The following is a 23,400-nucleotide window of genomic DNA, read 5'->3' on the forward strand; positions in this document are numbered from 1 at the left end:
CGGCCACCGGGTCCCCGTCGTCCGTGCGGTGGGCGACGGGGAGCGAGGTCAGTGGGCGGTGGCGGGCGGCTCCGCAGAAGTGGCCACCGGGGACTCGGCCACCGTGTGCGCCGTCGTCGGCTCCGTCGGGACCGACTCCGCCAGGTTGCTCTCTTCCTTCATCGCCTTCGCCTCGCTCTTGAGGATGCGCATGGACTTGCCCAGTCCGCGTGCGGCCTCCGGGAGCTTCTTCGAGCCGAACAGCAGGATGACGACGATCGCCACGACCAGCAGGTGCCAAGGTTCCAGTCCGTTGCGGAGCATGACCTCGCCCTTTCTTCCCTCACAACAGTTGCTATGTTGCGCAACTGTACAACCCTGAGGTGGACCGCAGACCCCTCAGGGCCAGGGCATACACACCGAGCACGGCGGCCAGCAGGAAGTAGTAGGGGAGCGCCAGGCCCGTCATGCCCAGCGGCGCGCCCAGCGGGCTCAGGGGCAGCAGCACTCCTACGGCGGCGAGCGCGACGGCGGCCCGGCCGACCGGGCCCGGTGTGCCGCCCTCCGCGAGGCTCCGGCCGGTCCGCAGGAGCAGCATCACCAGCGCCTGGGTGAGCAGGTTCTCGGTGAACCAGGCCGAGTGGAACAGCACCTCGTCGTCCACGGCGTCCGGGCCGCGCAGCGCGAGCGCGAGCACCGCGAAGGTCGCGAGGTCGGCGACCGCGTTCAGCATCCCGAACCCGGTGATGAACCGCAGGAACGCCCGCGGCCGCAGCACGGTCGGGCGGCTCAGCACGGCGGCGCCGGGACGGTCGTGGGCGAAGGCCAGTTGGGCCGCGTCGAAGCAGAGGTTCTGGGCGAGCACCTGGGCCGGGAGCATCGGCAGGAAGGGCAGCAGCAGGCCGGCGGCGAGCATCGCGATGACGTTGCCGAGGTTCGAGGAGAGCGTGACCCGCAGATACGAGGCGATGTTCGCGCTGCTGTGCCGCCCGGCCGTGACCGCGTGCCGGATCGCGGCGAGGTCCTTGCCGGCGAGCACGACGTCGGCGGCCTCCCGCGCCACGTCCACGGCGGCGCGCGGCGCGATGCCGACGTCGGCGGCGCGCAGCGCGGGTACGTCGTTCAGACCGTCCCCGAGGAAGCCGACCGTGTGTCCGGCCGCGCGCAGGGCGGCGACCTCGCGGGCCTTGTCCTGGGGGGTGCGGCGGGCGGCGACCCGCACCTCCTCCGGGTCCAGTCCCAGCTCCCGGCACACCCGTGCCGCCGTCGCCGGATGGTCGCCCGTGAGGATCCGCACGCCGATACCCAGGTCGGCGAGCGCCCGCAGGGCTTCCCCGGCGTCCGGGTTCAGGGCGTCGTGGAAGGTCACCAACCCCCGGAAGACCAGGCCCCGTTCGTCGGCCGGACCGTAGTCACGCGCGCGTGCGGGGCGTTCGGCGGTGGCGACCGCAAGGAGACGCAGGCCGGACTCCGCCTCCCGCTCGGCCAGGGACAGGAGGCGGTCGCGCTCGGCCCGGTCGAGCACGCACCGCTCCAGTACGTCCTCCACCGCGCCCTTCACGATCAGCGTGTGCGTGCCCAGGGCCGTTCCGCGCACCACCGCCGTCGCGAGCCGCCGTACCGGATCGAAGGGCACGGCCCCGACCCCGTCGTACTCCTCCCCCACCGGCCCCGCGGCCTCCAGCAGTGCCTCGTCGAGGGCGTCCGGCGTGGGCGCCTCGGCGAGTTGGAGGGTCCACCACGCGGCTACGGCGGCCAGGCGCAGGACGTCCGGGTCGTCGTGGCCGTCCGGGCCGAGGGCGCCTTCCACGACCGGACGGTCCTGGGTGAGGGTGCCGGTCTTGTCGAGACAGAGGACGTCCACGGCGCCCAGGTCGTGCAGCGCGGGGAGCCGTCTGACGACGACGCCGTGCGTACGGGCGAGCAGCGCCGCGCCGCGCGCGAGGCAGGTCGTGACGATCACCGGGAGCATCTCGGGCGTCAGTCCGACCGCGACCGCGACGGCGAACGGCAGCGTCGCCAGGCCCCGGCCGCGCAGCGCCGCGTTGGCCATGAGGACGAGCGGGGGCGTCAGCAGCATGAACCGGATCAGCACCCAGGAGATGCCGTGCACGGAACGGTCGAACGCGCTCGCCTCCCGCCGCACCGGCCCGTCGTGCGCGGCGGCGAACCGGGTCCGCGTGCCCGTCGCCAGCACGACCGCCGTGGCACTGCCCGAGACGACACCGCTGCCCTGGAAACACAGCTGCGGCCGCGCGAACGGCCCCTCGTCCGCCGCCCCGGGCAGCTCCACGGCGGCCTTGGCGACGGGCGCGGACTCGCCGGTGAGGGCGGCCTGGTGCACGGTCAGCCCGGTCGCGCGCAGCAGTCGTACGTCCGCGGGGACGAGGTCGCCGGGCCCGAGCCGCACCACATCGCCCGGCACCAGCTCGGCGACCGGTACCTCCCGGGCCCGTACCGGCGCTTCCGGGTCCGTGCGGCGCAGCACGCAGGCGGTGGAGCCGACCAGCCGGCGCAGGTCGTGCAGGGAGCGGTCGGCCCGGTGCTCCCCGCTCGTGCGCAGTACGCAGCTCACCGCGACCAGGGCGAGGATCACCGCGGCGGTGCCCCAGGAGGCGACGAGCGCCGAGACCAGACCGAGGCCCAGCAGGACGGCGGTGAAGGGGTCGCGCAGGCTGCGTAGGAAGAGGCGGGGCCAGGAGGCCGTACGACGCTGGGGAACCGTGTTCTCGCCGGTCGCCGCGAGCCGGGCCGCGGCCTCCGGGTCGGTCAGTCCGCGCGGGCCGGTGTCGAGGTGCCGCAGCACCTGGAGCGGGGTGTGCCGGTGGGCGGCGGTGTCAGAGGCCACGGAGTCGGGGGGCGGGCAGGTCGGCTCTGTCGGCCCGGTCGCCGATGCGGGTGACCGCGAGCCGGACGACGTCGACCACGTCCGGGTCGTCGACGAAGTACACCTGGTGGCGGCCCTCGCGGCGGGATCGGACCAGGCCCGCGAGCTTCAGTTTGGTGAGGTGCTGGCTGACCGCGGGCAGTGCGCCGCCGACCCGCTCCGCGAGCCCGGTGACATCGCTCTCGCCCTGGGCCAGCGCCCACACGATGTGCAGCCGCGCGGGCGAGGCCAGCAGCCCGAAGGCCGCGGCGGCGTCCGCGAGCACGTCGGCGGACGGGTCCTCGAAGCCGCTGCCGGCTGCCTTCACCGTCGTCGCCTCCCGTCCCTGGCCGGTCCCGTTCGTGAGCCGCCCAGTCTAGGCGGCCGGAACTTCTCCCCGGTCCGGGGAGTTTCCACGGTGCCGCGGCCGCACGACCACGTACCTGACGCACGATTACTACATATGGAGTTCGCATGGCCCTGTGGGACCGCTTCAAGGAGTCCGCGTCGACGATGCAGACCCAGCTCGTGGCGAAGAAGAACGACCTGAAGAGCGGGGCGTTCCGCGACGCGAGCATGGCGATGTGCGCGCTCGTGGCGGCGGCCGACGGCACGATCGACCCGTCGGAGCGGCAGCGCGTCGCCCAGCTCATCGCGAGCAACGAAGTGCTGCAGAACTTCGACGCCATGGACCTCCAGCGCCGTTTCGACGAGAACCTGAACAAGCTGACCGCCGACTTCGCCTTCGGCAAGGTCAGCGTGCTCCAGGAGATCGCCAAGGCGAAGAAGAAGCCCGCCGAGGCGCGTGCCGTGATCCAGATCGGCATCGTGATCGGCGGCGCGGACGGCGACTTCGACAAGACCGAGCAGGCCGTGGTCCGCGAGGCGTGCTTCACGCTCGACCTGCCGCCGCACGAGTTCGACCTCTGACCTGCCTCTGATCCGCCCCACCTGGACCGCGGTCCGATCCACGCCCCGCACATCGACGGCCGGGCACCCTTCGGGAGGATCCGCCGTGGTCCTTGGCGTAGGTCCGTGGCGTAGGTCCTTGGCGTAACCACCCGTCCCCCCGCCCGTAACCTCCTCATCGGACTGCTCAACTTCCGTACGACGTCGAGATGATCACAATGCGGCGCCAACAACTCACTCCATGTCGCTGCTCACTTGACTACCAGTGGTCACACACGGTTGGCTCCGAGCCAGCGGGAGTCTCCCGGTCGGCGCACCTCATACGGCTCCGGGCGCACTCTCCCCGTCCTCAGGCTCGGCCGCACAGCGAGGTGCCGCACCCCCCATGACCACTCCACCCTCACCTCACACTCCCTTCCGTCTCATACGCGGCACGGCGCTCACCGTCGCCGTGGCCGGCTCCCTGCTGCTCTCCGGCTGCTCCGGGACCGGCGGTTCCGGCTCCGGCACGGACGCGGCCGGTGCCGCGGGCACCGGCCGGCTCAAGATCGCGCTGGTCACCCACGCGAGCAAGGGCGACGCCTTCTGGCTGCTGGTGCAGAAGGGCGCCGAGGCCGCCGCGGCCAAGGACGACGTCGACCTGACGTACGCGAGCGACCCCGACGCCACCGGACAGGCCGCGCTGGTGCGGGACTCGATCCGGGACGGGGTCGACGGCATCGCGCTGACGCTCGCCAAACCGGCCGCGATGAAGGGGCCGATCAAGGAGGCCAAGGCCTCGGACATTCCCGTGGTCGGCCTCAACTCCGGTATCGACTCCTGGCAGTCGGAGGGCGTCCTGGAGTTCTTCGGGCAGGACGAGAGCGTCGCGGGCCGCGCCGTCGGCCAGAAACTGGACGCCCTCAAAGCCAGGCACGCCCTGTGCGTGATCCACGAGCGGGGCAATGTCGCCCTGGAGGCGCGCTGCGCGGGCGTGAAGAAGGCGTTCAGCGGCGAGACCGACATTCTCTATGTGGACGGCACCGACATGGGCGCCGTGTCCGCAGGTGTCACGAGCCGGCTCAAGCAGGATCCCAGCATCGACGAAGTGGTCATGATGGGCGCCGATTTCGCACTGGCCGCGGTCAAGTCCGTGAAGGCGGCGGGCAGCAAGGCCAAGGTCGCGACCTTCGACCTGAACCAGGACCTGGTCAAGGCCGTGCAGGGCGGCGACGTACAGTTCGCGGTCGATCAACAACCGTATCTGCAGGGCTATCTGGCCGTGAACTCGTTGTGGCTCTACAAGACCAACGGCAACATCAGTGGCGGCGGGGTGGCTCCCGTGCTCACCGGCCCGGCGTTCGTGACGAAGACGAACGTCGGCGCGGTCGCGAAGTTCGCGGCCAACGGAACGCGCTGACCGGACACTTCGTACGAGGATGTAGCGAGGACGACCACGATGTCTCCACGGACAGGTGCCCGGCGCCGCGTCGGTTCCATACGTCTTTCCCTGATCCTGCTCGCCCTGGTCCCCAGCGTCACGCTGGCCGCCATGTGGGGAGTGACGACGACCCAGATGTTCGCGGAGGGGCTACGGCTGCGCTCACAGACGGAGTTGAGCAGGTCGACCGGCGCCATGGGCACCGAGGCCGCGCTCGCGCTCCAGAAGGAGCGCAGTCTCTCGGCGGCGTGGATGGCGAATCCGCACGGCTCCCAGGCCGCGTTGGAGGCCCAGCGCACGGCGACGGACAAGGCGGTGGCCCAACTCGTGGCCCAGTCGGGGGCGATCAAGAAGGCGCCGTCCCGGATCAGGGACCGGATGTACTCGGTCGTCGCGTCCGTGGACAGCCTGGAGTACTACCGGGACCAGGTGGACAAGCCCACCGACATCACGCCCCAGCAGGTGCTGGACCAGTACACCGCGATCATCGACGACCAGATCCAGGCGTTCCAGGAGCTGTCCCAGGTCGACGACGGCGACCTCACCTCCCAGGCGGAGCCGCTCGTCGCGCTGGAGCACGGGGCGGAGCTGATGTCCCAGGAGGACGCCCAGTTGACGCTGGCCTGGCCCTCCGGGCGCCTCGACGACGGGTCGTGGGAGCAGTTCGCCGAGCTGGTGCACGCCCGGCGCTGGCTGGTCGAGGACCAGATCGCCACCGGGTTCCAGGGCGCCACCAAGACGCGGATCGAGCACATTCTGCAGAGCGTCGAGTGGAGCACCCTGGAGTCCACGGAGGACGCGGTGCTCACGGCCGGTACGGCGGGCAAGGCGGAGGCGGACGGCGGCACGGCCGGCCGGATCGTCCTGCCCGACGAGCAGAAGCAGTGGAACGCGTCACTGACCGAAGTCGCCGACCAGTACACGGCGTTGATCAGGCAGCAGACCTCCGGGCTCCTCGACCGCAGCTCCGACAAGGCGCACAACCTGCTCGTCACGGCCGCCTCGCTGAGCGCGGGCGGACTCGCCGCCCTGCTGCTGTGCGTCGGCATGTCCTGGCGGATCACCCGCTCCCTGTCCCGCCGGCTGCGCGGCCTGAAGATCGCCACGCTGAGCCTCGCCGAGGACCGACTGCCGGACGTGGTCGCCCGGTTGAACCGGGGCGAGAAGATCGACGTGGAGTCGGCGACCCCGCCGCTGGACTACGGCGGCGACGAACTCGGCCAGGTGGCCCAGGCGTTCAACACCGCGCAGCGCACCGCCGTGCACACCGCGGTCGAACTCGCCGACACCCGGAGGGGTTTCCAGAAGGTCATCCTCGGCATCGCCCGGCAGAGCCAGAACCTGGTCAATCTCCAGCTCACCAAGCTCGACCAGCTGGAGCGCCGGCACGACGACCCCGAGGTCCTGCGCGGTCTGTACGAACTGGACTCCACGGCCAGCCAGTTGCGCCGCTACGAGGAGAACCTCGTCGTCATCAGCGGCGAGCAGCCGCGCCGCAGCTGGACCGAGCCGGTCGCGCTGATCGACATCCTGCGCAGCGCCGTCGGTGAGGTCGCCGAGTACCAGCGGGTGGAGGTGCACACCGAGGAGGAGGTGTGCCTGGCGCCGCCGGCGGTCGCGGACGTGATCCACCTGCTGGCCGAGCTGATCGACAACGCGACCGTGTACTCCCCCGCGCCGAGCCCGGTCGGGGTGCGGGCCGCGATGGTCGCCAAGGGACTCGTCATCGAGGTCGAGGACCGCGGGCTCGGCATGTCGGAGGAGGACTACGCCTCGCTCAACGAACAGCTGGCGGTGGCCCCGCAGTTCGACGTGGTCGCCCTCGCCGACGACCTCCGGCTCGGCATGTTCGTGATCGCCCGGCTCGCCACCCGGCACGGCATCGCGGTGACCCTGCGCTCCTCGCCGTACGGCGGCACGACCGCGATCGTGCTCGTCCCGCACGAGATCGTCGTACCCGAAGCACCCGAGGAGTCCACGCCGGGTGCCTCACCAGCCGTGGACGCCGACGATGTCGCGGGCGTCACCGAGGCCGTCCTGGCGAAGGAGGCCGCGGCCTTGGCCGAGCGCGCGGCCGGGGCACCGAGCCCGGTGTCCGGGGGCCTGCCCGGCATTCCCCCGGCGCGCTCGCCCGAGCCCTCCGTCACCGCCGATCCCGGTGGGCTGACCCCATTGCCGCGGCGGGTGCCGCAGACCAGTCTGGCCAGTGAGTTGCGGGAGGAGGCCGGGGCGGTCGAGGAGGACACGGAGCTGGAAGACTTCACCGCGGAACGCGCGGCCTCCTCGCTGGCCGGGTTCCAGCGCGGCACGTTCCAGGCGCGTGACGAGGACGCGCCGTCGCAGTACGACCGGGAGGAAACAGCAGCCTCCTCGAATCCGCCCGCCGACCGCTCATGAAGGACTCCGCCCATGACACGACCCGTCCCCGCCACGCACACCCAGCTCGACCAGTTGCTCACCGGACTCGTGGACCGGGTGGCCGAGGTGAACCAGGCCGTCGTGCTGTCCGAGGACGGGCTGGTCGTCAGCAAGTCCACCGGGTTCCTGCGCGACGACGCCGAACGGCTCGCGGCCACCGCGTCCGGGCTGATGAGCCTCAGCAAGGGGGTCAGCATGGACTTTCGAGGCGGTCCGGTGCGCCAGGCGCTGATCGAGATGGCGAACAGCTATCTGATCCTCACCTCGGCGGGCCCCGGCGCCCATCTGGTCGTCCTGACCGGTCCGGGCGCGGACGTCGGGGTCGTGGCGTACCAGATGAACATGCTGGTGAAGAAGATAGGCGAGCATCTCAGCGCCGCGCCGCGGGCCAACGTCGGCCCCGCGGCCGGCTCCGGCGAGTGAGGTGAGCGGTGGCGACGCGGCGGGGCGGCTCGTACGGCCGTTCACGCTGACCGGTGGCAGAACCCGGCCCAGCCGCGCCGATTTCACCCTCATCACCACGGTGACCGCGGTCGATCCGGCGCCCGCGCGGGCACCCCGGCCACAGCCGGAGCAGTCCCGCATCCTGCGGCTGTGCGCCGAGCCGCTGGCGGTGGCGGAGGTCGCCGCTCTTGTCGACCTTCCGGTGAGCGTGGTAGTGATCATGCTCTGCGATCTGCTGGAGGCGGGCCTGATCACGGCCCGGCCGCCGCACCCGGTCTCCCGTACCAGCCCGGACATGGACCTGCTGCAGAAAGTGAGGGAGGGCCTTGGCCGGCTCTGACACCATCGCTCCGGCACCCGCGCCGCCCGAGACGGTCAAGATCCTGATCGCGGGGGGTTTCGGCGTCGGCAAGACCACCATGGTCGGTTCGGTGAGCGAGATCGCCCCGCTGCGCACCGAGGAACCGCTGACCGTGGCGGGCCTCGCCGTCGACGACCTCGACGGCATCGAGGAGAAACGGGCCACCACCGTGGCCCTGGACTTCGGCCGCATCACCATCGGCCAGGACCTGGTGCTGTACCTGTTCGGCACCCCGGGCCAGCAGCGCTTCTGGTTCATGTGGAACGACCTCGCGCTCGGCGCGCTGGGCGCGGTGGTCCTCATCGACGTCCGCCGCCCGAAGTCCAGCTTCGCGGCCGTCGACTTCTTCGAACGCCGGGGCATCCCGTTCGTGGTGGGCGTGAACGGCTTCTACGGTGAGCACCCGTATCCGGCGGAAGCGGTGCGCGACGCGCTGGCCCTCCCGGAGAACGTCCGGGTGCTGCTGTGCGACGCGCGGGAGCGCGACTCGTGCCGGAACGTACTGATCGCGCTGCTCGACCAGTTGATCGCCGCCGCCATCGAGGACGGTGGGGGCGGCAAGCTCATTCGTCCGCCCCGGTGAGCGGCTGGTCCGAGGGGGCGACGACCCGGGCCGTGAGGTCCGGGTCGGGCATGTCCCGGTCGAAGGGGAACATGGGCCGCCGGATGCGGTGATGCCCGAGCCTGCCGAGGTCCTGGTCGACCCCGCCCGGGGTGAGGGCCATCTTCCAGTCGGCGGCCATGGCGAAGAGTTCGGGTTCGAGATAGCCGATCTTGACGAGCACGAGATCGGCGGAGCGCGGGTCCAACTCCAGGTCGGTGAAGTCGTGTTCGTGGTGATACGGCTTCCGCAGCCGGGTCAGGATCACGTGCACGCTCCCCACCCGCAGCACCACCTCGGTCCCGGCGTCCCGGTCACCGTGCCGGACGGAGTGCACGACACCGGTGAGGGTGAGCGGGCCCGCGTGCCGGTCGTCGACCTCCGCGCCCGCCGTGACGGTGACGGTGGCACCGACGCCGGCACGCTCCGCTGTGGCTACGGCGGCCGGTCCGGGCAACGACGCGTAGATGACCGTAGGACCGTCCTGGTCCTTGAACTCCGGGCGTTCCAGGACCTGTTGGAGCCCCCAGGTGACATCGCCCGCGCCGCCCGCGGTCGGGTTGTCGCCGGTGTCGCTGATGAAGTACGGGCGGGCGGTGGAGGCTAGGGCCTCGTCGAGGCAGTCGTGCAGGGTTCCGGTGGGTGCGACGAACGCGAAGTCGTGCCGGGCGTCCCAGAAGCCCCGCGCCAACTGCTCGGCTCCTGCGGTGACTTGGGCGGTGGACGCGCCCGTGACGACGACCGCGGCGCGGTTGCGCGGCTCGTCGGCCCACGCGTACCCGACCCAGATCGCCGCGTCGATGACCCCTTCGACCGCTTCCACTTCCTCTACGGCCGCGTACACGCTCTTCGCGGGTTCGATACGGGTGGAGGTCTGCTCCCCGGCCAGCAGTACCGGCACCGGGATCCAGGCCTTGACCGGGCGGGGCGCGCCGCTCGCCAGGAGGTCGACGAGGTTGCGGGCGGCGCGCTCCTTGGTGTCCATGGCGTCCTCGTGCGGGGCCATGCGGTAGCAGGTGATCAGGTCGCTGCGGTGGACCAGTTCGCGGGAGACGTTGCCGTGCAGGTCCATGGAGGTCGACACGAGGGTGTCCGGGCCTACGGCCTCTCGGATGCGGGTGAGGAGGAGGGCTTCGGCGTCGTCCATACCCTCTACTGTCATCGCGCCGTGGATGTCGTACCAGAGGCCGTCTAGGGGGCCCAACTCGCTTAGGCGGCTGATGAGTTCGTCGGTGAGTTCGGTGAATGCGGTTGCCGTTACGGTGCCGCCGGGGAGGGCCTTGCCGACGAGGGCGCCTTGCCAGTCGGCGGCTTCCCTGAGCGGGGTGCCGGGGACCAGGAAGGGGTAGCGGGTGAGGACTTCGGGGCCGCGTTGGGGGTGGAAGGCGGGGGCTTCGGTGCGGGCCGGGGAGAAGGTTGAGGACTCGATGCCCAGGCCTGCGATGGCGATTGTGGGGCGGGATGAAGGCACGGGTGCTCCAGGTCGTGTGTCGGGTGCGGGTTCGTTGTGGCTGGTCGCGCAGTTCCCCGCGCCCCTAAAGAAGGTGGGTCATCGCGGCCCCGATAGCCCCTACAGGTGTTGTCGCCGCCCCGGTTGGTCTGTGACCGTCTGGAGTGCCTGTGCCAGTGCTCTCTGCAGTGCGAACTGGCCTGCGCCCACCAGCCCGGCGTCTGCGCCGAGGCTGGCCCGCTCGATCACCAAGTGCTCGGTGACCAGGGGGTGGCAGCCCTCGTAGAGCTGGCTGCGGACGGCCGCGACGAAGGGTTCCAGGGTGGAGAGGATGCCGCCCAGATACACGGCGTCGGGGTTGAAGAAGTTGACGTTGGCGGCGAGGACCTGGCCGAGGTAGCGGCCGGCCTGGCGGACCGCGCGGGTCGCCTCGGGGTGGGCGTCGGTGGCCAGACGTACGACGTCCTCGGTGGACGTCACGTCGAGGCCGTGCCCCCGCAGGATGCGGACCAGGGCGGCACCGGAGGCGACGGTCTCCAGGCAGCCGGTGTTGCCGCAGGAGCAGGGCGTGTCCTGGGCGGCCTCGACGCGGACGTGGGTGATCTCGCCCGCGGCGCCGGTGCCGCCCCGGTAGAGGCGGCCGTCGGCGATGACGCCGGCGCCGATCCCGGTGCCCACCTTGACCATGATCGACTGGCGTCGTTCTGCGGGCTGGACGGTGTGTTCGCCGACGGCCATGCAGTTGGCGTCGTTCTCGACGGCGGCCGGTACCTCGAACCGCTCGGCGAGCCAGTCCCGGATGGGGAACCTGTTCCAGCCGGGCATCCGGGCGGGCAGCGTGACGATCCCGGAGGCGACGTCGACCGGACCGGGCAGGCACAGGCCCACGCCCCGCAGCCGCTCCCGCCCGTGCCGCTCGGCGAGCGCGGTGAGCGTCTCGGCGAGACCCGGCAACGCGGCCTCGGGCCCGTCCGCCGTGAGGAAGGGCACGGTCGACACGTCGGTGAGTCCGCCGCCGGGCAGCACGACTCCCACGTGCGCGTGCTTGCCGCCCAGCTCGGCCGCGACCGCGAATCCGTCGCTGCCGCCCAGCCGCAGCACCTTGCGCGGCCGGCCGCCGGTGGACGAGCGGGTGCCGTGCTCGGCGACCAGCCCGAGGGACACCAGCTGGCCCACGGCGAGGGAGATCGTCGAGGGCGCGGCGCCGAGCAGTTCGGCGAGTTCGGTGCGGGTGGCGGCCTGCCCGGAGGCGAGGAGTTCGAGGACGTGTTCGGCCAGTGAGGAGACGCCCGAGGTGCTCTTCCGGCGGTGCGCACTTTTTTCAGGCATAGAGGAAGTTACTTCCGGATCGGCGATCGAGGCGATGAGCGTAAGCCACTCGAATGGCCTGTTCGCTTTTTTCAGAACGGCAGTAACAGGCTTTTTACAGCGGCACGACTGTTTCTTCGACACCAGGGGCCGTTGACTGTCCTCACTCCCGCCTCCGCCCCTCTTTTTCCGAGGAGAACCATGTCCCCTGTTCGCTCGAGACTCCTCGCCGGTGCCTCCCTGACCACGGTCTCGCTGCTGCTCGCGGGCTGTTCCGGGTCGAGCGGCACGTCGTCGTCCGGGTCCCACGACTCGATCAACTACGCGCTGCCCGCGAACTTCACCCCGAACTGGATCCTGCCGATCGGCACCGCGGCCCACCTCAACACCAACAACATCTCCATCGCGAACTCGATGTGGGAGCCGCTGATCGCCTACGACGGCTCGACCGGCAGCATGGGCTGGAACAAGAAGGGCTCGGTGGCGACCGCAGCCGACTTCGCGGCCGACAACAAGAGCGTCACGATCACCCTCGGCGACCGGCACTGGAGCGACGGGAAGCCGGTCACCTCCGCCGACGTGAAGTTCTGGTTCGACCTCATCAAGGCGAACAAGGGGCAGTGGGCGGGCTACAACCCGGGCAAGGCACCGGACAACTGGACGTCCTTCAAGACCGTGGACGCCAGCCACTTCACGATCACCTTCGACAAGGCGTACAACCCGCAGTGGATGCTGGCCAACGAGTTGAGTGCCATCACCCCGCTCCCCCAGCACGTCTGGGACAAGGCCAGGGACGCCAAGAAGGACTGGACGTACCTCAACAACGCGGCCAAGAACATCAGCGGTTACGCGACGAACACCCTGTGGAAGACGACCAGCGGCCCGTACGCCGTCAAGTCCTTCTCCACGGCCGGCAAGGTCGTCCTGACCGCCAACTCGAAGTACGACGGGGGCGAGAAGCCCGGTATCCCCACCGTGAACCTGCTGCCCTTCACGACGGCGGACGCCGAGAAGAACGCGCTGCGGTCCGGGAGCGTCGACTACGGCTACATCGAGGCGACCGACCTCGACCAGAAGGCGAGCTTCACCGCGCAGGGCTACACCGTGAAGCCGTGGTCGGGCTGGGCGATCACCTACATGCCGTACAACTTCAACAACCCTGCGATGGGTGCCGTGTTCAAGCAGCTGTACGCCCGGCAGGCGGTGCAGCGGTCGATCGACCAGAGCGCGCTGGCGAAGGTCATCTTCAACGGCACGGCGGTGCCCGGATACGGGCCGGTACCGCAGGCGCAGAGTTCGTCGTTCCTGTCGGCCACGCAGAAGAGCGACCCCTACCCGTTCTCGGCCTCGGCCGCCAAGTCCCTGCTCAGCAGCCACGGTTGGACCGAGCAGGGCGGGGTCATGACCTGCACCGGTCCCGGTACCGGCGCCGCGCAGTGCGGTGAGGGGGTCGCCAAGGGGACGAAGTTCCAGATGCAGGTGCTGTCACAGTCCGGTTCGACGGTGACCGACAACATGATGAGCGCGATCCAGTCCTCGCTCGCGAAGACCGGCATCAAGTTCTCCATCAAGACCGCGCCGGTCAACTCCGTGCTGTCGCAGACCCCGCAGTGCACGGCCTCGCAGTCGATCTGCAAGTGGCAGCTGTCCTTCTTCGGTACGGCGGGCAGTTGGTACTTCCCTGCCTTCCCGACCGGCGACTCCCTGTTCCAGTCCAAGGGCGGCGCGAACTTCGGCAACTACTCCAACGCCGACGTCGACAAGCTCATCTCCGCGTCCACCACGTCGAGTTCGACGCAGGAGATCCAGGACTACAGCGCGGCCCTCGCCAAGGACCTGCCGGTGATCTGGCTGCCGGAGCCCGACTACCAGATCTCCGTGGTCAAGAACGGCCTCGGCGGCTTCTCGCAGGACCCGCTCGCCAACTTCCACCCGGCACAGTGGAAGTGGACCAGCTGAGGCATGGACACCCTCCTGTATCTGACCCGGCGGATCGCCCAGGCGCTGGTCGTGATCCTCATCGTGACGGTCGTGGTGTTCGGCCTGCTGCACGCGCTGCCCGGGGGTCCCGCGCGCGGGATCCTCGGCCCGCAGGCCACGCCGCAGCAGATCACGCTGTTCAACCACGACCAGGGGCTCGACCGGCCGCTGCCCGTGCAGTACCTGTACTACCTGCGGCAGTTGCTGCACGGTGACCTCGGCACGTCGTACACCCTGAACGAGGCGGTGTCCCGGCTCATCGAGCAACGCCTGCCGAAAACCCTGGTGTTGACCGTGTTGTCCGCCACGCTCGGGCTGTTGCTCGCCATTCCGTTGGGCATGTGGCAGGCGGTGCGGCGGAACAAGCCGGCCGACTATGTCATCACGACCCTGAGCTTCGTCGCCTACTCGACTCCCGTGTATTTCCTGGGACTTGTGCTGGTGCTGGTCTTCACGCAGGTGCTGCGGTGGTTTCCCTCGCAGGCGCCGCAGGGTGACACCTTGGCTCAAGTCTTCGCTGATCCTGTGGCGTTGGTGCTGCCCGTGGTGACCGGGGCGGCCTCGATGGTTGCCGTGTTCAGCCGGTACATGCGGGCCTCGACATTGGAGAACCTGTCCGAGGACTACGTCCGTACTGCTCGGGCGGGGGGTTCGCGGCAGCGGGCGATCCTCTTCAAGCACGTCTTCCGGAACTCGCTCACTCCGGTGATCGCGATGCTGGGGTACTACGTGCCGGTGCTGTTCGGTGGGGCGTTGGTTGTGGAGCAGCTGTTCAACTACCCCGGGATGGGGCTCCTGTTCTGGAGTGCGGCTCAGTCTTCGGATTACCCGGTGCTGTTGGGGTGTGTGCTGGTGATCTCGGTGGCGACTGTGGTGGGGACGCTTCTTGCTGACGTCGTCCAGCGGATCGTGGATCCCCGAGTGAAGGCTGGGCGGACATGAGTGTTCAAAGTGCGGGCCGGTGGAGGGTGGGCGCGCCCTGCGGCGGAGCCGCAAATCGACACAGCCCCGCGCCCCTGATTGCTCGCTTCGCGCGCAACAAACTCGCTGTTGCCGGACTCCTGGTCGTGGTCCTCTTCCTTCTGTTCTGTTTCGTGGGGCCTCTCCTCTACTCCACCGATCAGATCCATACCGACCTCACGCAGGTCAATCTCCGTCCCAGCGGGGCGCATTGGCTTGGGACCGACGCCGTCGGGCACGACGAGCTGGGGCGGCTCATGTACGGCGGGAAGGTCTCGTTGCTCGTCGGGCTTGCGGCCGGGGTGCTCGCCACCGTGATCGGGACGCTCTGGGGCGCCGTCGCCGGATATGCGGGCGGTTGGGTCGATGCCGTGATGATGCGGGTCGTGGACGCGGGGATCGCGATTCCGGCGCTGTTCATTCTGCTGGTCGTGTCGGCGATCACCACGCCGGGTGTGCCCGGACTGATCGTGATTCTGGGGCTGGTGTCCTGGCTCGTGCCTTCGCGGTTGGTGCGGGCGGAGACGTTGACCTTGAAGAGTCGCGACTACGTGCTGACCCTGCGCGCCATCGGCGGTTCGCACAGCCGGGCCATCACCCGGCACATCCTGCCCAACTCGGTGTCGACGATCGTCGTCGCGGCCACCTTCCAGGTCGCCGACGCGATTCTGCTCGTCGCCTATGTGTCCTATCTGGGGCTGGGAGTCCAGCCGCCGTCGACCGACTGGGGCGGCATGCTCTCGGCCGGGCTGACGGCCGCGTACTCGGGACGCTGGTGGCTGATCGTGCCGCCGGGCCTCGCGATCATCCTCGTCGTGTGCGCGTTCAACGCGATCGGCGACGGGCTGCGCGACGCCTTCGATGTGAAGGGACGGGGATGAACAGCATCCTGGAGATCGAGAACCTGGGCGTCACCTTCTCCACCGAGAGCGGTGATGTGCCCGCCGTGCGTGGGGTGTCGCTGCGGGTGGAGCCCGGTGAGACCCTCGCCCTCGTCGGTGAGTCCGGGTCCGGGAAGTCGACCGTCGCGCTTGCCGCACTCGGGCTGTTGCCCAGTAACGCCCGTGCTTCCGGGGGCGTTTCGGTCGGCGGTACGGATGTCGTGGGGGCCGGCGAGGCCGAACTCGCTCGACTGCGGGGGCGTACGGCTTCGATGGTGTTCCAGGAGCCGGCCACCGCGCTTGATCCGCTGACCCGAATCGGCAGGCAGATAGCGGAAGTTGTACGGAACCATCGGGACGTCTCCCGGCAGGAGGCGGCCACTGAGGCTGTCGCGTTGCTGCGCAAGGTCGGGATTCCCGAGCCGGAGCGGCGGGCCTCCGCCTTTCCGTTCCAGTTGTCGGGTGGGCAGCGGCAGCGGGTCGTCATCGCCATGGCGATCGCCAACTCGCCCGGGTTGCTGGTCGCGGATGAGCCGACCACCGCGCTGGACGTCACCGTGCAGGCCGAAATCCTGGATCTGCTGCGGGCGTTGGCCGCCGACTCCGGGACCGGGGTGCTGCTGGTCACGCACAACATGGGGGTCGTCGCCGATTTCGCCGATCGGGTCGCCGTGATGCTGGAGGGGGAGGTCGTGGAGACGGGGGCGGTGGAGGACGTGCTGTTGCGGCCCACTCATGAGTACACGCGGCGGTTGTTGGCGGCTGTGCCTCGGCTGGCGGTGAGCGAGCCGGTGGGTGCCCTACACGAGCACATCGAGACGGCTCCTGTAGTCGAACTGCGGGATGTCTCCGTGCAGTTCGGGCGTGGGCCCCGTGCCGTGCGTGCGCTGGAGGAGGTGTCGCTGACCGTGCGGGCCGGCGAGACCGTGGGGCTTGTCGGTGAGTCCGGGTCGGGGAAGTCGACGGCGGCGCGGGTCGCGCTCGGGCTGGTCGCGCCGGAGTCGGGGGGCGTTTCGCTCTTCGGGGCCGATCTGCGCAAGGCGCGGGGGCGGGCGCGGCGGGCCCTGTTGGCCGGGGTCGGTGTGGTGTTGCAGGATCCGGTGGCCTCGCTGGACGCGCGGATGAGTGTCGCGGAGTGTGTGGCCGAGCCGTTGCGGGTGCACCGGCGTGGGATGGGCGCCGCCGAACGGCGGGAGCGCGTGGCCGATGTGCTCGAACTGGTGCGGCTGCCAAGGGAGTTGGCGCGGCGCGGGCCCCGTGAGCTGTCCGGTGGGCAGCGGCAGCGGGTGAGTCTCGCGCGGGCGCTGGTCCTCGAACCGAGGCTGCTGGTCGCGGACGAGCCGACGAGCGCGCTGGACGTGAGTGTGCAGCAGACCGTGTTGGAAGTGATCGCCGAGTTGCAGGCAGAGCTCGGGTTCGCGTGTCTCTTCGTGTCGCACGACCTCGCCGTGGTGCAGCAGTTCGCGGGGCGGGTCGTCGTGATGCGGGGCGGACGGGTCGAGGAACAGGGGCCGACCATGCGCACGTTGCTGCGTCCGGAGACCGAGTACACGCGTCGGCTCATCGCGGCCGTGCCCGTCCCGGACCCCGTGCTCCAGCGTCAACGCAGAGAGCGCCGGGTGGCGTTGGGGACGGAGGCCGGCGCGTGACGGACTCTCCCGAGGTGGTCGCCGGCGTCGACATCGGCGGCACGACCACCCAGGTCGTGCTGTGCACGGCTCAACTCGACGTCCTGGACCGGACGGAGGTCCCGACCCCGGCGAGCGAGGGCGGCACCGCGATGCTCGACGCCGCGCTCTCCGCGCTACGGCTGCTGCTGGACCGTACGCCTGCCCGGTTGCTCGGGGTCGGGGTCGGCGCGGCCGGGCTCGTGGACGTGCGGGCCGGGCGGATCCTCGTGGCGAGCGACTCCTTTCGCGACTGGGCCGGGTTCGAGGTGACGGCCGGCGTCCAACAGGCCCTGGGCGTACCGGCGTTCCTCGACAACGACGTGAACGCGTTTCTGCGCGGCGAGGTGGCGCGGGGCGCGGTCGCCGGTGAGGAGAACGTGCTCGGAATGACGCTCGGCACCGGCGTGGGTGGCGCACTGTGGCTGAATGGCGCCCTTTACGAGGGGCCCCGCGGGGCGGCGGGCGAGATCGGCCATGTCCCCGGGTTCGGCGAACTGCCGTGCACATGCGGCGGTCGCGGGCATCTGGAGACGCTGGCGTCGGGGCGGTCGGTCGCGGCGCGGTACGGGGAGCGGACGGGGCATGCGCGGACGGCCCGTGAGGTCGCCGAGGCGGCCCGGTCGGGCGATCCGGACGCGCAGGCCGTGTACACGGCGCTGGGGCGCGGTGTCGCCCGTGCGCTGCTGATCACGGCGGGGCTGCTGGATGTCACGACGTGTGTGATCGGCGGGGGTGTCAGCCGGTCCTGGGCGCTGGTCGAGTCGGCCGTACGGGAGACGTTGGCGCTGGAGCCGCCGGTGAGCGGTCACCCGGTGCGGGTGCTGCCGGCCCGGCTGGGCGGTGACGCGGTGGCGATCGGGGCGGCGGCCCGGGCGCGGGCGGAACTGGGCGTGGGCGCGGGCGTGTGAGGCGCCGCGGGAGGCGCTGATCCACACAGGCCGGCCTCAGCCAACTCCTACGTGAACGACGGGAATTGGCCAAGCGCGACCGTGTGATTGACGCACACGCGCCCCATCTCTACCTTCTGATCGACTCACCGAACCTGGTTCGGGATTTCGAACAGATCTGAACCGATGGGCCGCCCCGCACCCCCTGGAGAACACATGGCCGTCCCCCCTCTCCCCCACCCGTCCCGCCGCCTGTTCCTCGGCATGGCCGCGACCGTCCCCCTCGCGGCCACCGGCGCCCTCACGCTCGGCGTGGGCAGCGCCCAGGCCGCGGCCAACTCGGCTTACGTCATGTGCTACTTCACCGAGTCGCCGACGTTCCTGGGCGCCAACTACGGCCTGCACCTCGCCGTCAGCACCGACGGTCTGCAGTGGACCCCGCTCAACCAGAACGCCCCCGTCGCCACCCCCACCGCCGGGTCCCTCGGCCTGCGCGACCCGTTCATCCTGCGCAAGCAGGACGGCACGTTCGTGGTCCTCGCCACCGACCTCAACGGCACCGACTGGTCGTACGTCAGCCAGTACATCCACGTCTGGGACTCCACCGACCTGCGCACCTTCACGGGCTACCGGCGGATGAAGGTGCACGACCTGGACACCCACGCCTGGGCGCCGGAGTCCTTCTGGGACGCGGGCCGGGGTCAGTACGGCGTGATCTACTCGGCCGTCAACGACAGCGGCCACAACGTCATCATGGTCAACTACACCAGCGACTTCGTGACCGCCGGTGATCCGCAGGTGTTCTTCGACCCCGGCTACGACGTCATCGACGGCGACCTGGCCGTGGGCGTGAACGGTGTCAACTACCTCTACTTCAAGAAGAGTTCGACCCTGGTCGGCGCGAAGTCCTCGTCACTGGACCCGGGCAGCTTCACCGAGTTCAGCACGGCGGTCTCGCACAACGGCACCGAGGCGCCGACGTTGGTCAAGTCCCTTGCTTCCAGCTCCACTTGGTACCTCTGGGGTGACACCTGGGACCCCAACGGCGTCTTCTACGCCTGGCAGACCAGCAGCCTGGCCGCCGGCACCTGGACGGCCGTCGACCAGAAGCTCTACACCCAGCCGCTCAACTCCAAGCACTGCGGCATCCAGCCGATCACCACGACCGAGTACACCAACCTGGTGGCGAAGTGGGGCACTCCGGCCTGGAACCGGCTCAAGTCCTACAACTACCCGGCCCGTTACGTCCGCCACTCCAACTTCGTGGGCCGGATCGACGAGTACGCCTTCGACCCGTACACCGACTCCCAGTGGAAGCTGGTACCGGGCCTCGCGGACTCGACCGGGGTGTCCTTCCAGTCGGTCAACTACCCGACCCGCTATCTGCGGCACTACGACTACGCGCTCCAACTCGACGTGAACGACGGCACGTCGACGTTCGCCGGGGACGCGACCTTCTACCGGACCGCGGGGCTCGCCGACTCCTCCTGGGCGTCGTTCCGGTCGTACAACAATCCGACGCGCTACATCCGGCACTCCAACTACGTCCTGCGCATCGACCCGATCTCTACGACGACGGATCAGCAGGACGCGACGTTCCACGTCGGGTACTGAGCGTCCCGTACCGGGCGTCGGCCGCTGATTTCGCGCAGCACGACGCGGGTGCCTCCCGGAGAAACGGAGGCACCCGCGTCGGCCGGAGAAGGTCAGCTCAGACCGGCCGTCTTCAGCCAGGCCTTCGCCACGTCCAGCGGGTCCTTGTTCTGGGACTGGACCTGGGTGTCGAGGTCCAGCAGGGTCGCCGTGTCGAGCTTGGCGGAGACCGCGTTGAGGGCGGCCACGCCGGCCGCGGAGAGGCCGCTCTTGTAGACGAGGGGCTGCACGTTCTCGAAACCGAAGAGCTTCTTCGGGTCCTGGAGCGTGACGTGCTTCTCCTTGACGATGGTCGGGTCGGTGCTGAAGAGGTCGGCCGCCTGCACGGTGTTCTTCTGCAGCGCCGCCGCCGTCAGCGGACCGCCCGCGTCCAGCGCCTTGAAGGACTTGAACTCCAGGCCGTAGACGGACTTCAGGCCCAGCAGGCCCTGCTGCCGGGTCTGGAACTCCGGCGAGGCGCCGATGACCAGGTCCTTGGCGATGGACTTGAGGTCCGCGATGCTGGAGTCGGACGTGAGGTTGTACTTCTTCGCGGTCTCCGCGTTGAGCGTGACCGTGTCCTTGTCCTCCGCGGCCGCCGGGTCCAGCAGCGTCAGCTTGGTGTCCAGCTTGGCGTCGATCGCGGCCGTGGTCGCGGCGAGGGTCGCCGGGGTGGCCTTCGGGTCGAGGTAGGCCAGCAGCGCGCCGTTGTACTCGGGCAGCACGGTGATCGTGCCGTTCTTGAGCAGGCCGTAGGTCGTCTCGCGGCTGCCGATGTTCGGCTTGTAAGTGACCTTGACGCCCTTGGCCTTGAGGGCCTCGCCGTAGATGTCGGCGATCAGGATGCTCTCGGCGAAGTTGTTGGAGCCGACGACGACGGTGTCACCGCTGGCCTTGCCGCCCGAGAGGGGGTTGTCGGACTTGCTGTCGGAGGACGAACCACATCCCGTGACAAGCGCAGCCGTGGCGGCGAGGGCGATGGCCGCCGCGCCGGGGTACCTAGTACTGGACCAGCTGTTCTTCGCTTTAGAAGTCACAATTCCCGTTCCGGGTTCGGATGTTGGCACAGGCGTGCAGGCATGGCTGTGGCGTCCACGCGCGGAGCGTGAAAGCCGCACTCCGCTGATCCAATCCAGCCGGTTCTCGGTCAGTCAAGAGAAGTCTGGTCACCGATTGGCCTCAATGAGTGCCCAGTTGTGAAGGCAACGTAAACAGACCGGTCACGAACACGGTCGCTTTGTAATTGATTCTTGACGTAGGGCGACGCGCTTGATCGTTCGATGAGGCGGTAGTCTCCCCGGAGTTGGCGTCGGTCACAGCGGTGTGCGGGGGCCGCTTCGATCAAAAACAGTCACGTGTGTCGCTGCGCGTACCGTGACAACACCCCACGAAGGAGGCCTGGTGTCCATACGGGGCTTCGCAGACCGTTGGCCCTTCAGGCGCAAGCTCAATCTGCTCGTCGGCGTACCGCTCGCGGTGGTCGCGGTGCTGCTGGCGTATCTCATCTCGGATGAGGTCGGGCAGTCGACGGACGCGAGCGACGCGGCCCAACTGGTGCGTGACAGCGGGCAGGTCGCCCAGCTGGTGAACCTCGTGGAGATGGAGCACCAGCAGGCCATCCTGCTCTCCGTCCGCTTCGAGGCCACCAACGACGGCGGTACACCCTCGCAGCGCGCCTACCGGACGGCCCAGTCGGCCGTGGACAAGCAGGTCGAGAAAGTGCGCGACACCTTCGGCGACCGGCTGCCGGACAACGAGGCCCAGGCGCTGAAGGAGATCAACGGCCTGGAGACGCTGCGCGACACCGTCGAGCAGAGCTATCTGCCCGCCGACAACATCGACCCGGCGTACACCAGCGCCTCCGACAGTCTGATCGACGGGCTCGACCTCGAACACAACGCGAACCTCGCCACCACCTTCACCGGCAACCTGCTGGACTCCGTGCTGCGGGCGGACGCCGCCCACAGCTCGTTCGAGACCAGCGTGTTCTCGGCGACGACCGGTGACAGCAACGCGCTCATCGAGTTCAACAACGCGGTCGGCTCCTACGACCTCTACACCTACCAGGCCGCCAGGTTCGCCCGGTTCGCCACCGAGGACCAGGCCGACCAGCTCTCCGGGATCGAGCACACCCCGGCGCAGCGGCTGATCGCCGAGGCCTACGCCGAGCTGCAGATCGACCCCAGCGGGCTGCAGGCGGAGTCGCCCGTTGCCGTCCGCAAGGCCTTCGCGGACGCCATGAGCGACTACCCCTCCTACCCGCAACAGGCCGCGGGCCGCCTGAAGATCACCGGCTCGCTCATCGCCCAGATCGCCGCCCGCGCCGACAGCGCGTCCTCCTCCGCCTCCTGGCGCGCCGGACTGCTGCTGAGCCTCTCGCTGCTCGGCTTCGCGCTGTGGCTCGGCTTCGTGGTGATCGTGCGCCGCTCGGTGGTCCGCCCGGTGCAGGCCCTCACCGTTGCCGCGAAGCAGGTCGCCGAGGTCGCGGGCCGTGAACTCGCCCGCGTCGCCGACGACGACGCCGAGGACGACGGTCCGCCGCTGCTGCGCGACATGCCGGTCACCGCGAAGGACGAGATCGGTGACCTCGCCGAGGCCTTCAACCACGTGCAGACCACGGCCGCCGCGCTGCTGGCCCGCCAGGTGGTCAGCCGACGCAACGTCGCCGAGATGTTCGGCAACGTCGGCCGCCGCGTCAGCAACCTGACGACCCGTCAACTCGCCCTGATCGACGCGGTGGAGCGGGGCGAGACGGACCCGGCGCTGCTGGAGCGCCTCTACTCCATCGACCACATCGCCGTCCGCCTGCGCCGCAACGCGGACAGTCTGATGCTGCTCGCCGGCATCCGCGAGACCGTGCTGGACGGCGGACCCACCGAACTCACCAACGTCGTACGGGCCGCGCTCGGCCAGATCGAGGGCTTCCAGCGGGTGGGCCTGCGGGCCGACACCGTGGTCATGGTGGAGCCCGACATCATCGGCGACCTCACGCTGATGGTGGCCGAACTCCTGGAGAACGCGGTCTCGTTCTCGCCCGCGGGCAGCCCCGTCGAGGTGGTCGTACGGACCGACGGCGACGACGCGCTGATCGTGGTCGCCGACCACGGTCTCGGGATGAGCGCCGATCGCATCGCCGAGGAGAACGCCCGCCTGATCCGCCGTGAACGTCTCGACCTGGTGCCGACGAAGGTGCTGGGCCTGTTCGTGGTCGGTACGCTCGCCCGCCGCTGGGACATCGACGTCACCCTCGCCCGCACCCCGGGCGGCGGCGTGACGGCCGAGATCACGATCCCGGCGACGCTGCTGCTGCGCATGAGCGCGCTGGCCCCCGGCGGTTCGGCGGGAGAACACACGGGGTCGGACAAAGCGCTCGCGTCCGCCGCCGCGGGGGCGGGTGCCGTCGACCCGGCCCAGGACCAAGCCCGTCCGGCTCCTTCCTGGGCCGCCTCGGACTCCGGTCCACGGCCGTCGATCACCCTGAGCAGGCCCGAGCCGATCGCTCCCGAGCACCTGCGCGCCGATGACGAGCCCACCCCGCTCCCCCGCAGGGTCTCCCGGTACGAGACGGCGCCGACGGCCGCCGCAGCGGTGCCGCCCGTCACCCACCACGCCCCGGCGGACGAGTCCGCCACCG

General features: G+C 69.9%; 19 protein-coding genes. 13 read left to right on the forward strand and 6 right to left on the reverse strand.

Features of this window, described 5'->3' with window-relative positions; translation table 11 throughout:
- Positions 1 to 48: 48 nt before the first annotated feature.
- From tatA to ACFWP5_RS31100, 3 genes are read right to left on the reverse strand one after another with little or no spacing between them, the layout of a single operon-like run.
- A complete protein-coding gene (tatA, locus tag ACFWP5_RS31090) occupies positions 49 to 303 on the reverse strand; it encodes a Sec-independent protein translocase subunit TatA (RefSeq protein ID WP_384163846.1) in 255 nt (84 codons plus the stop codon).
- A gap of 31 nt (positions 304 to 334) precedes the next feature.
- Positions 335 to 2,827: a magnesium-translocating P-type ATPase gene (gene mgtA, locus ACFWP5_RS31095; protein WP_384163849.1), complete on the reverse strand. Its 2,493-nt coding sequence runs from the start codon at positions 2,825 to 2,827 to the stop codon at positions 335 to 337.
- Entirely contained in the window at positions 2,817 to 3,173 is a 357-nt protein-coding gene (locus ACFWP5_RS31100; protein WP_384163852.1) for an ArsR/SmtB family transcription factor, read from the reverse strand. The genes mgtA and ACFWP5_RS31100 overlap by 11 nt, the downstream gene beginning before the upstream one ends.
- A 146-nt stretch (positions 3,174 to 3,319) precedes the next feature.
- Here ACFWP5_RS31100 and ACFWP5_RS31105 point away from each other — a divergent pair, with 146 nt between their 5' ends.
- The 6 genes from ACFWP5_RS31105 to ACFWP5_RS31130 all read left to right on the forward strand — a co-directional run bounded on the left by ACFWP5_RS31105 (position 3,320) and on the right by ACFWP5_RS31130 (position 8,980).
- A complete protein-coding gene (locus tag ACFWP5_RS31105; protein WP_384163856.1) occupies positions 3,320 to 3,775 on the forward strand; it encodes a tellurite resistance TerB family protein in 456 nt (151 codons plus the stop codon).
- 364 nt (positions 3,776 to 4,139) lie between these two features.
- Positions 4,140 to 5,153, forward strand: coding sequence for a substrate-binding domain-containing protein (locus tag ACFWP5_RS31110; RefSeq protein ID WP_384163859.1), 1,014 nt, complete (start codon positions 4,140 to 4,142; stop codon positions 5,151 to 5,153).
- Positions 5,154 to 5,192: 39 nt separating this feature from the next.
- Entirely contained in the window at positions 5,193 to 7,571 is a 2,379-nt protein-coding gene (locus ACFWP5_RS31115) for a nitrate- and nitrite sensing domain-containing protein (RefSeq protein WP_384163862.1), read from the forward strand.
- A gap of 12 nt (positions 7,572 to 7,583) precedes the next feature.
- Positions 7,584 to 8,015, forward strand: a complete 432-nt coding sequence (locus ACFWP5_RS31120) for a roadblock/LC7 domain-containing protein (protein WP_019071426.1) — start codon at positions 7,584 to 7,586, stop codon at positions 8,013 to 8,015.
- Between the two features lies 1 nt (position 8,016).
- Entirely contained in the window at positions 8,017 to 8,376 is a 360-nt protein-coding gene (locus ACFWP5_RS31125) for a DUF742 domain-containing protein (protein WP_019071425.1), read from the forward strand.
- Positions 8,363 to 8,980, forward strand: a complete 618-nt coding sequence (locus ACFWP5_RS31130; protein ID WP_384163866.1) for an ATP/GTP-binding protein — start codon at positions 8,363 to 8,365, stop codon at positions 8,978 to 8,980. Before ACFWP5_RS31125 ends, ACFWP5_RS31130 begins: the two co-directional genes overlap by 14 nt.
- On the opposite strand, the gene ACFWP5_RS31135 is transcribed toward ACFWP5_RS31130, so the two are convergent.
- Entirely contained in the window at positions 8,961 to 10,469 is a 1,509-nt protein-coding gene (locus ACFWP5_RS31135) for a M81 family metallopeptidase (RefSeq protein ID WP_384163869.1), read from the reverse strand. The two genes, ACFWP5_RS31130 and ACFWP5_RS31135, sit on opposite strands and share 20 nt — an antisense overlap.
- 99 nt (positions 10,470 to 10,568) lie before the next feature.
- Positions 10,569 to 11,777: an ROK family protein gene (locus ACFWP5_RS31140; protein WP_384163872.1), complete on the reverse strand. Its 1,209-nt coding sequence runs from the start codon at positions 11,775 to 11,777 to the stop codon at positions 10,569 to 10,571.
- A gap of 180 nt (positions 11,778 to 11,957) precedes the next feature.
- Here ACFWP5_RS31140 and ACFWP5_RS31145 point away from each other — a divergent pair, with 180 nt between their 5' ends.
- From ACFWP5_RS31145 to ACFWP5_RS31170, 6 genes are all read left to right on the forward strand, one after another.
- Positions 11,958 to 13,715, forward strand: coding sequence for a peptide ABC transporter substrate-binding protein (locus ACFWP5_RS31145; RefSeq protein WP_384163875.1), 1,758 nt, complete (start codon positions 11,958 to 11,960; stop codon positions 13,713 to 13,715).
- A gap of 3 nt (positions 13,716 to 13,718) precedes the next feature.
- Entirely contained in the window at positions 13,719 to 14,678 is a 960-nt protein-coding gene (locus ACFWP5_RS31150; RefSeq protein WP_384163878.1) for an ABC transporter permease, read from the forward strand.
- Positions 14,679 to 14,704: 26 nt separating this feature from the next.
- Positions 14,705 to 15,577, forward strand: coding sequence for an ABC transporter permease (locus ACFWP5_RS31155; RefSeq protein WP_384163949.1), 873 nt, complete (start codon positions 14,705 to 14,707; stop codon positions 15,575 to 15,577).
- Positions 15,574 to 17,226 (forward strand): dipeptide ABC transporter ATP-binding protein, encoded by a 1,653-nt coding sequence (locus ACFWP5_RS31160; RefSeq protein ID WP_384163881.1) that lies wholly within the window; start codon positions 15,574 to 15,576, stop codon positions 17,224 to 17,226. The genes ACFWP5_RS31155 and ACFWP5_RS31160 overlap by 4 nt, the downstream gene beginning before the upstream one ends.
- The gene (locus tag ACFWP5_RS31165) at positions 17,223 to 18,155 is read left to right on the forward strand and encodes an ROK family protein (RefSeq protein WP_384163884.1); all 933 of its coding nucleotides are present in this window, start codon (positions 17,223 to 17,225) and stop codon (positions 18,153 to 18,155) included. Before ACFWP5_RS31160 ends, ACFWP5_RS31165 begins: the two co-directional genes overlap by 4 nt.
- 195 nt (positions 18,156 to 18,350) lie before the next feature.
- A complete protein-coding gene (locus ACFWP5_RS31170; RefSeq protein ID WP_384163887.1) occupies positions 18,351 to 19,748 on the forward strand; it encodes a glycoside hydrolase family 43 protein in 1,398 nt (465 codons plus the stop codon).
- A gap of 92 nt (positions 19,749 to 19,840) precedes the next feature.
- On the opposite strand, the gene ACFWP5_RS31175 is transcribed toward ACFWP5_RS31170, so the two are convergent.
- Positions 19,841 to 20,803 (reverse strand): ABC transporter substrate-binding protein, encoded by a 963-nt coding sequence (locus ACFWP5_RS31175; RefSeq protein WP_384163891.1) that lies wholly within the window; start codon positions 20,801 to 20,803, stop codon positions 19,841 to 19,843.
- Between the two features lie 364 nt (positions 20,804 to 21,167).
- Between ACFWP5_RS31175 and ACFWP5_RS31180 the strand changes: the two genes are divergently transcribed.
- On the forward strand, positions 21,168 to 23,400 hold a 2,233-nt coding region (locus ACFWP5_RS31180), incomplete at its 3' end, for an ATP-binding protein (RefSeq protein ID WP_384163894.1).

Origin of the sequence: Streptomyces sp. NPDC058469, assembly GCF_042721125.1 — a bacterium.
Lineage (GTDB): Bacteria > Actinomycetota > Actinomycetes > Streptomycetales > Streptomycetaceae > Streptomyces.

What these genes read in the sequence shown, in the direction of transcription:
- ACFWP5_RS31115 (WP_384163862.1), top strand. Translation starts at nt 5,193, where the DNA reads ATGTCTCCACGGACAGGTGCCCGGCGCCGCGTCGGTTCCATACGTCTT.
- ACFWP5_RS31105 (WP_384163856.1), top strand. Translation starts at nt 3,320, where the DNA reads ATGGCCCTGTGGGACCGCTTCAAGGAGTCCGCGTCGACGATGCAGACC.
- ACFWP5_RS31170 (WP_384163887.1), top strand. Translation starts at nt 18,351, where the DNA reads ATGGCCGTCCCCCCTCTCCCCCACCCGTCCCGCCGCCTGTTCCTCGGC.
- ACFWP5_RS31160 (WP_384163881.1), top strand. Translation starts at nt 15,574, where the DNA reads ATGAACAGCATCCTGGAGATCGAGAACCTGGGCGTCACCTTCTCCACC.
- ACFWP5_RS31110 (WP_384163859.1), top strand. Translation starts at nt 4,140, where the DNA reads ATGACCACTCCACCCTCACCTCACACTCCCTTCCGTCTCATACGCGGC.
- tatA (WP_384163846.1), bottom strand. Translation starts at nt 303, where the DNA reads ATGCTCCGCAACGGACTGGAACCTTGGCACCTGCTGGTCGTGGCGATC.
- ACFWP5_RS31120 (WP_019071426.1), top strand. Translation starts at nt 7,584, where the DNA reads ATGACACGACCCGTCCCCGCCACGCACACCCAGCTCGACCAGTTGCTC.
- ACFWP5_RS31145 (WP_384163875.1), top strand. Translation starts at nt 11,958, where the DNA reads ATGTCCCCTGTTCGCTCGAGACTCCTCGCCGGTGCCTCCCTGACCACG.
- ACFWP5_RS31150 (WP_384163878.1), top strand. Translation starts at nt 13,719, where the DNA reads ATGGACACCCTCCTGTATCTGACCCGGCGGATCGCCCAGGCGCTGGTC.
- ACFWP5_RS31140 (WP_384163872.1), bottom strand. Translation starts at nt 11,777, where the DNA reads ATGCCTGAAAAAAGTGCGCACCGCCGGAAGAGCACCTCGGGCGTCTCC.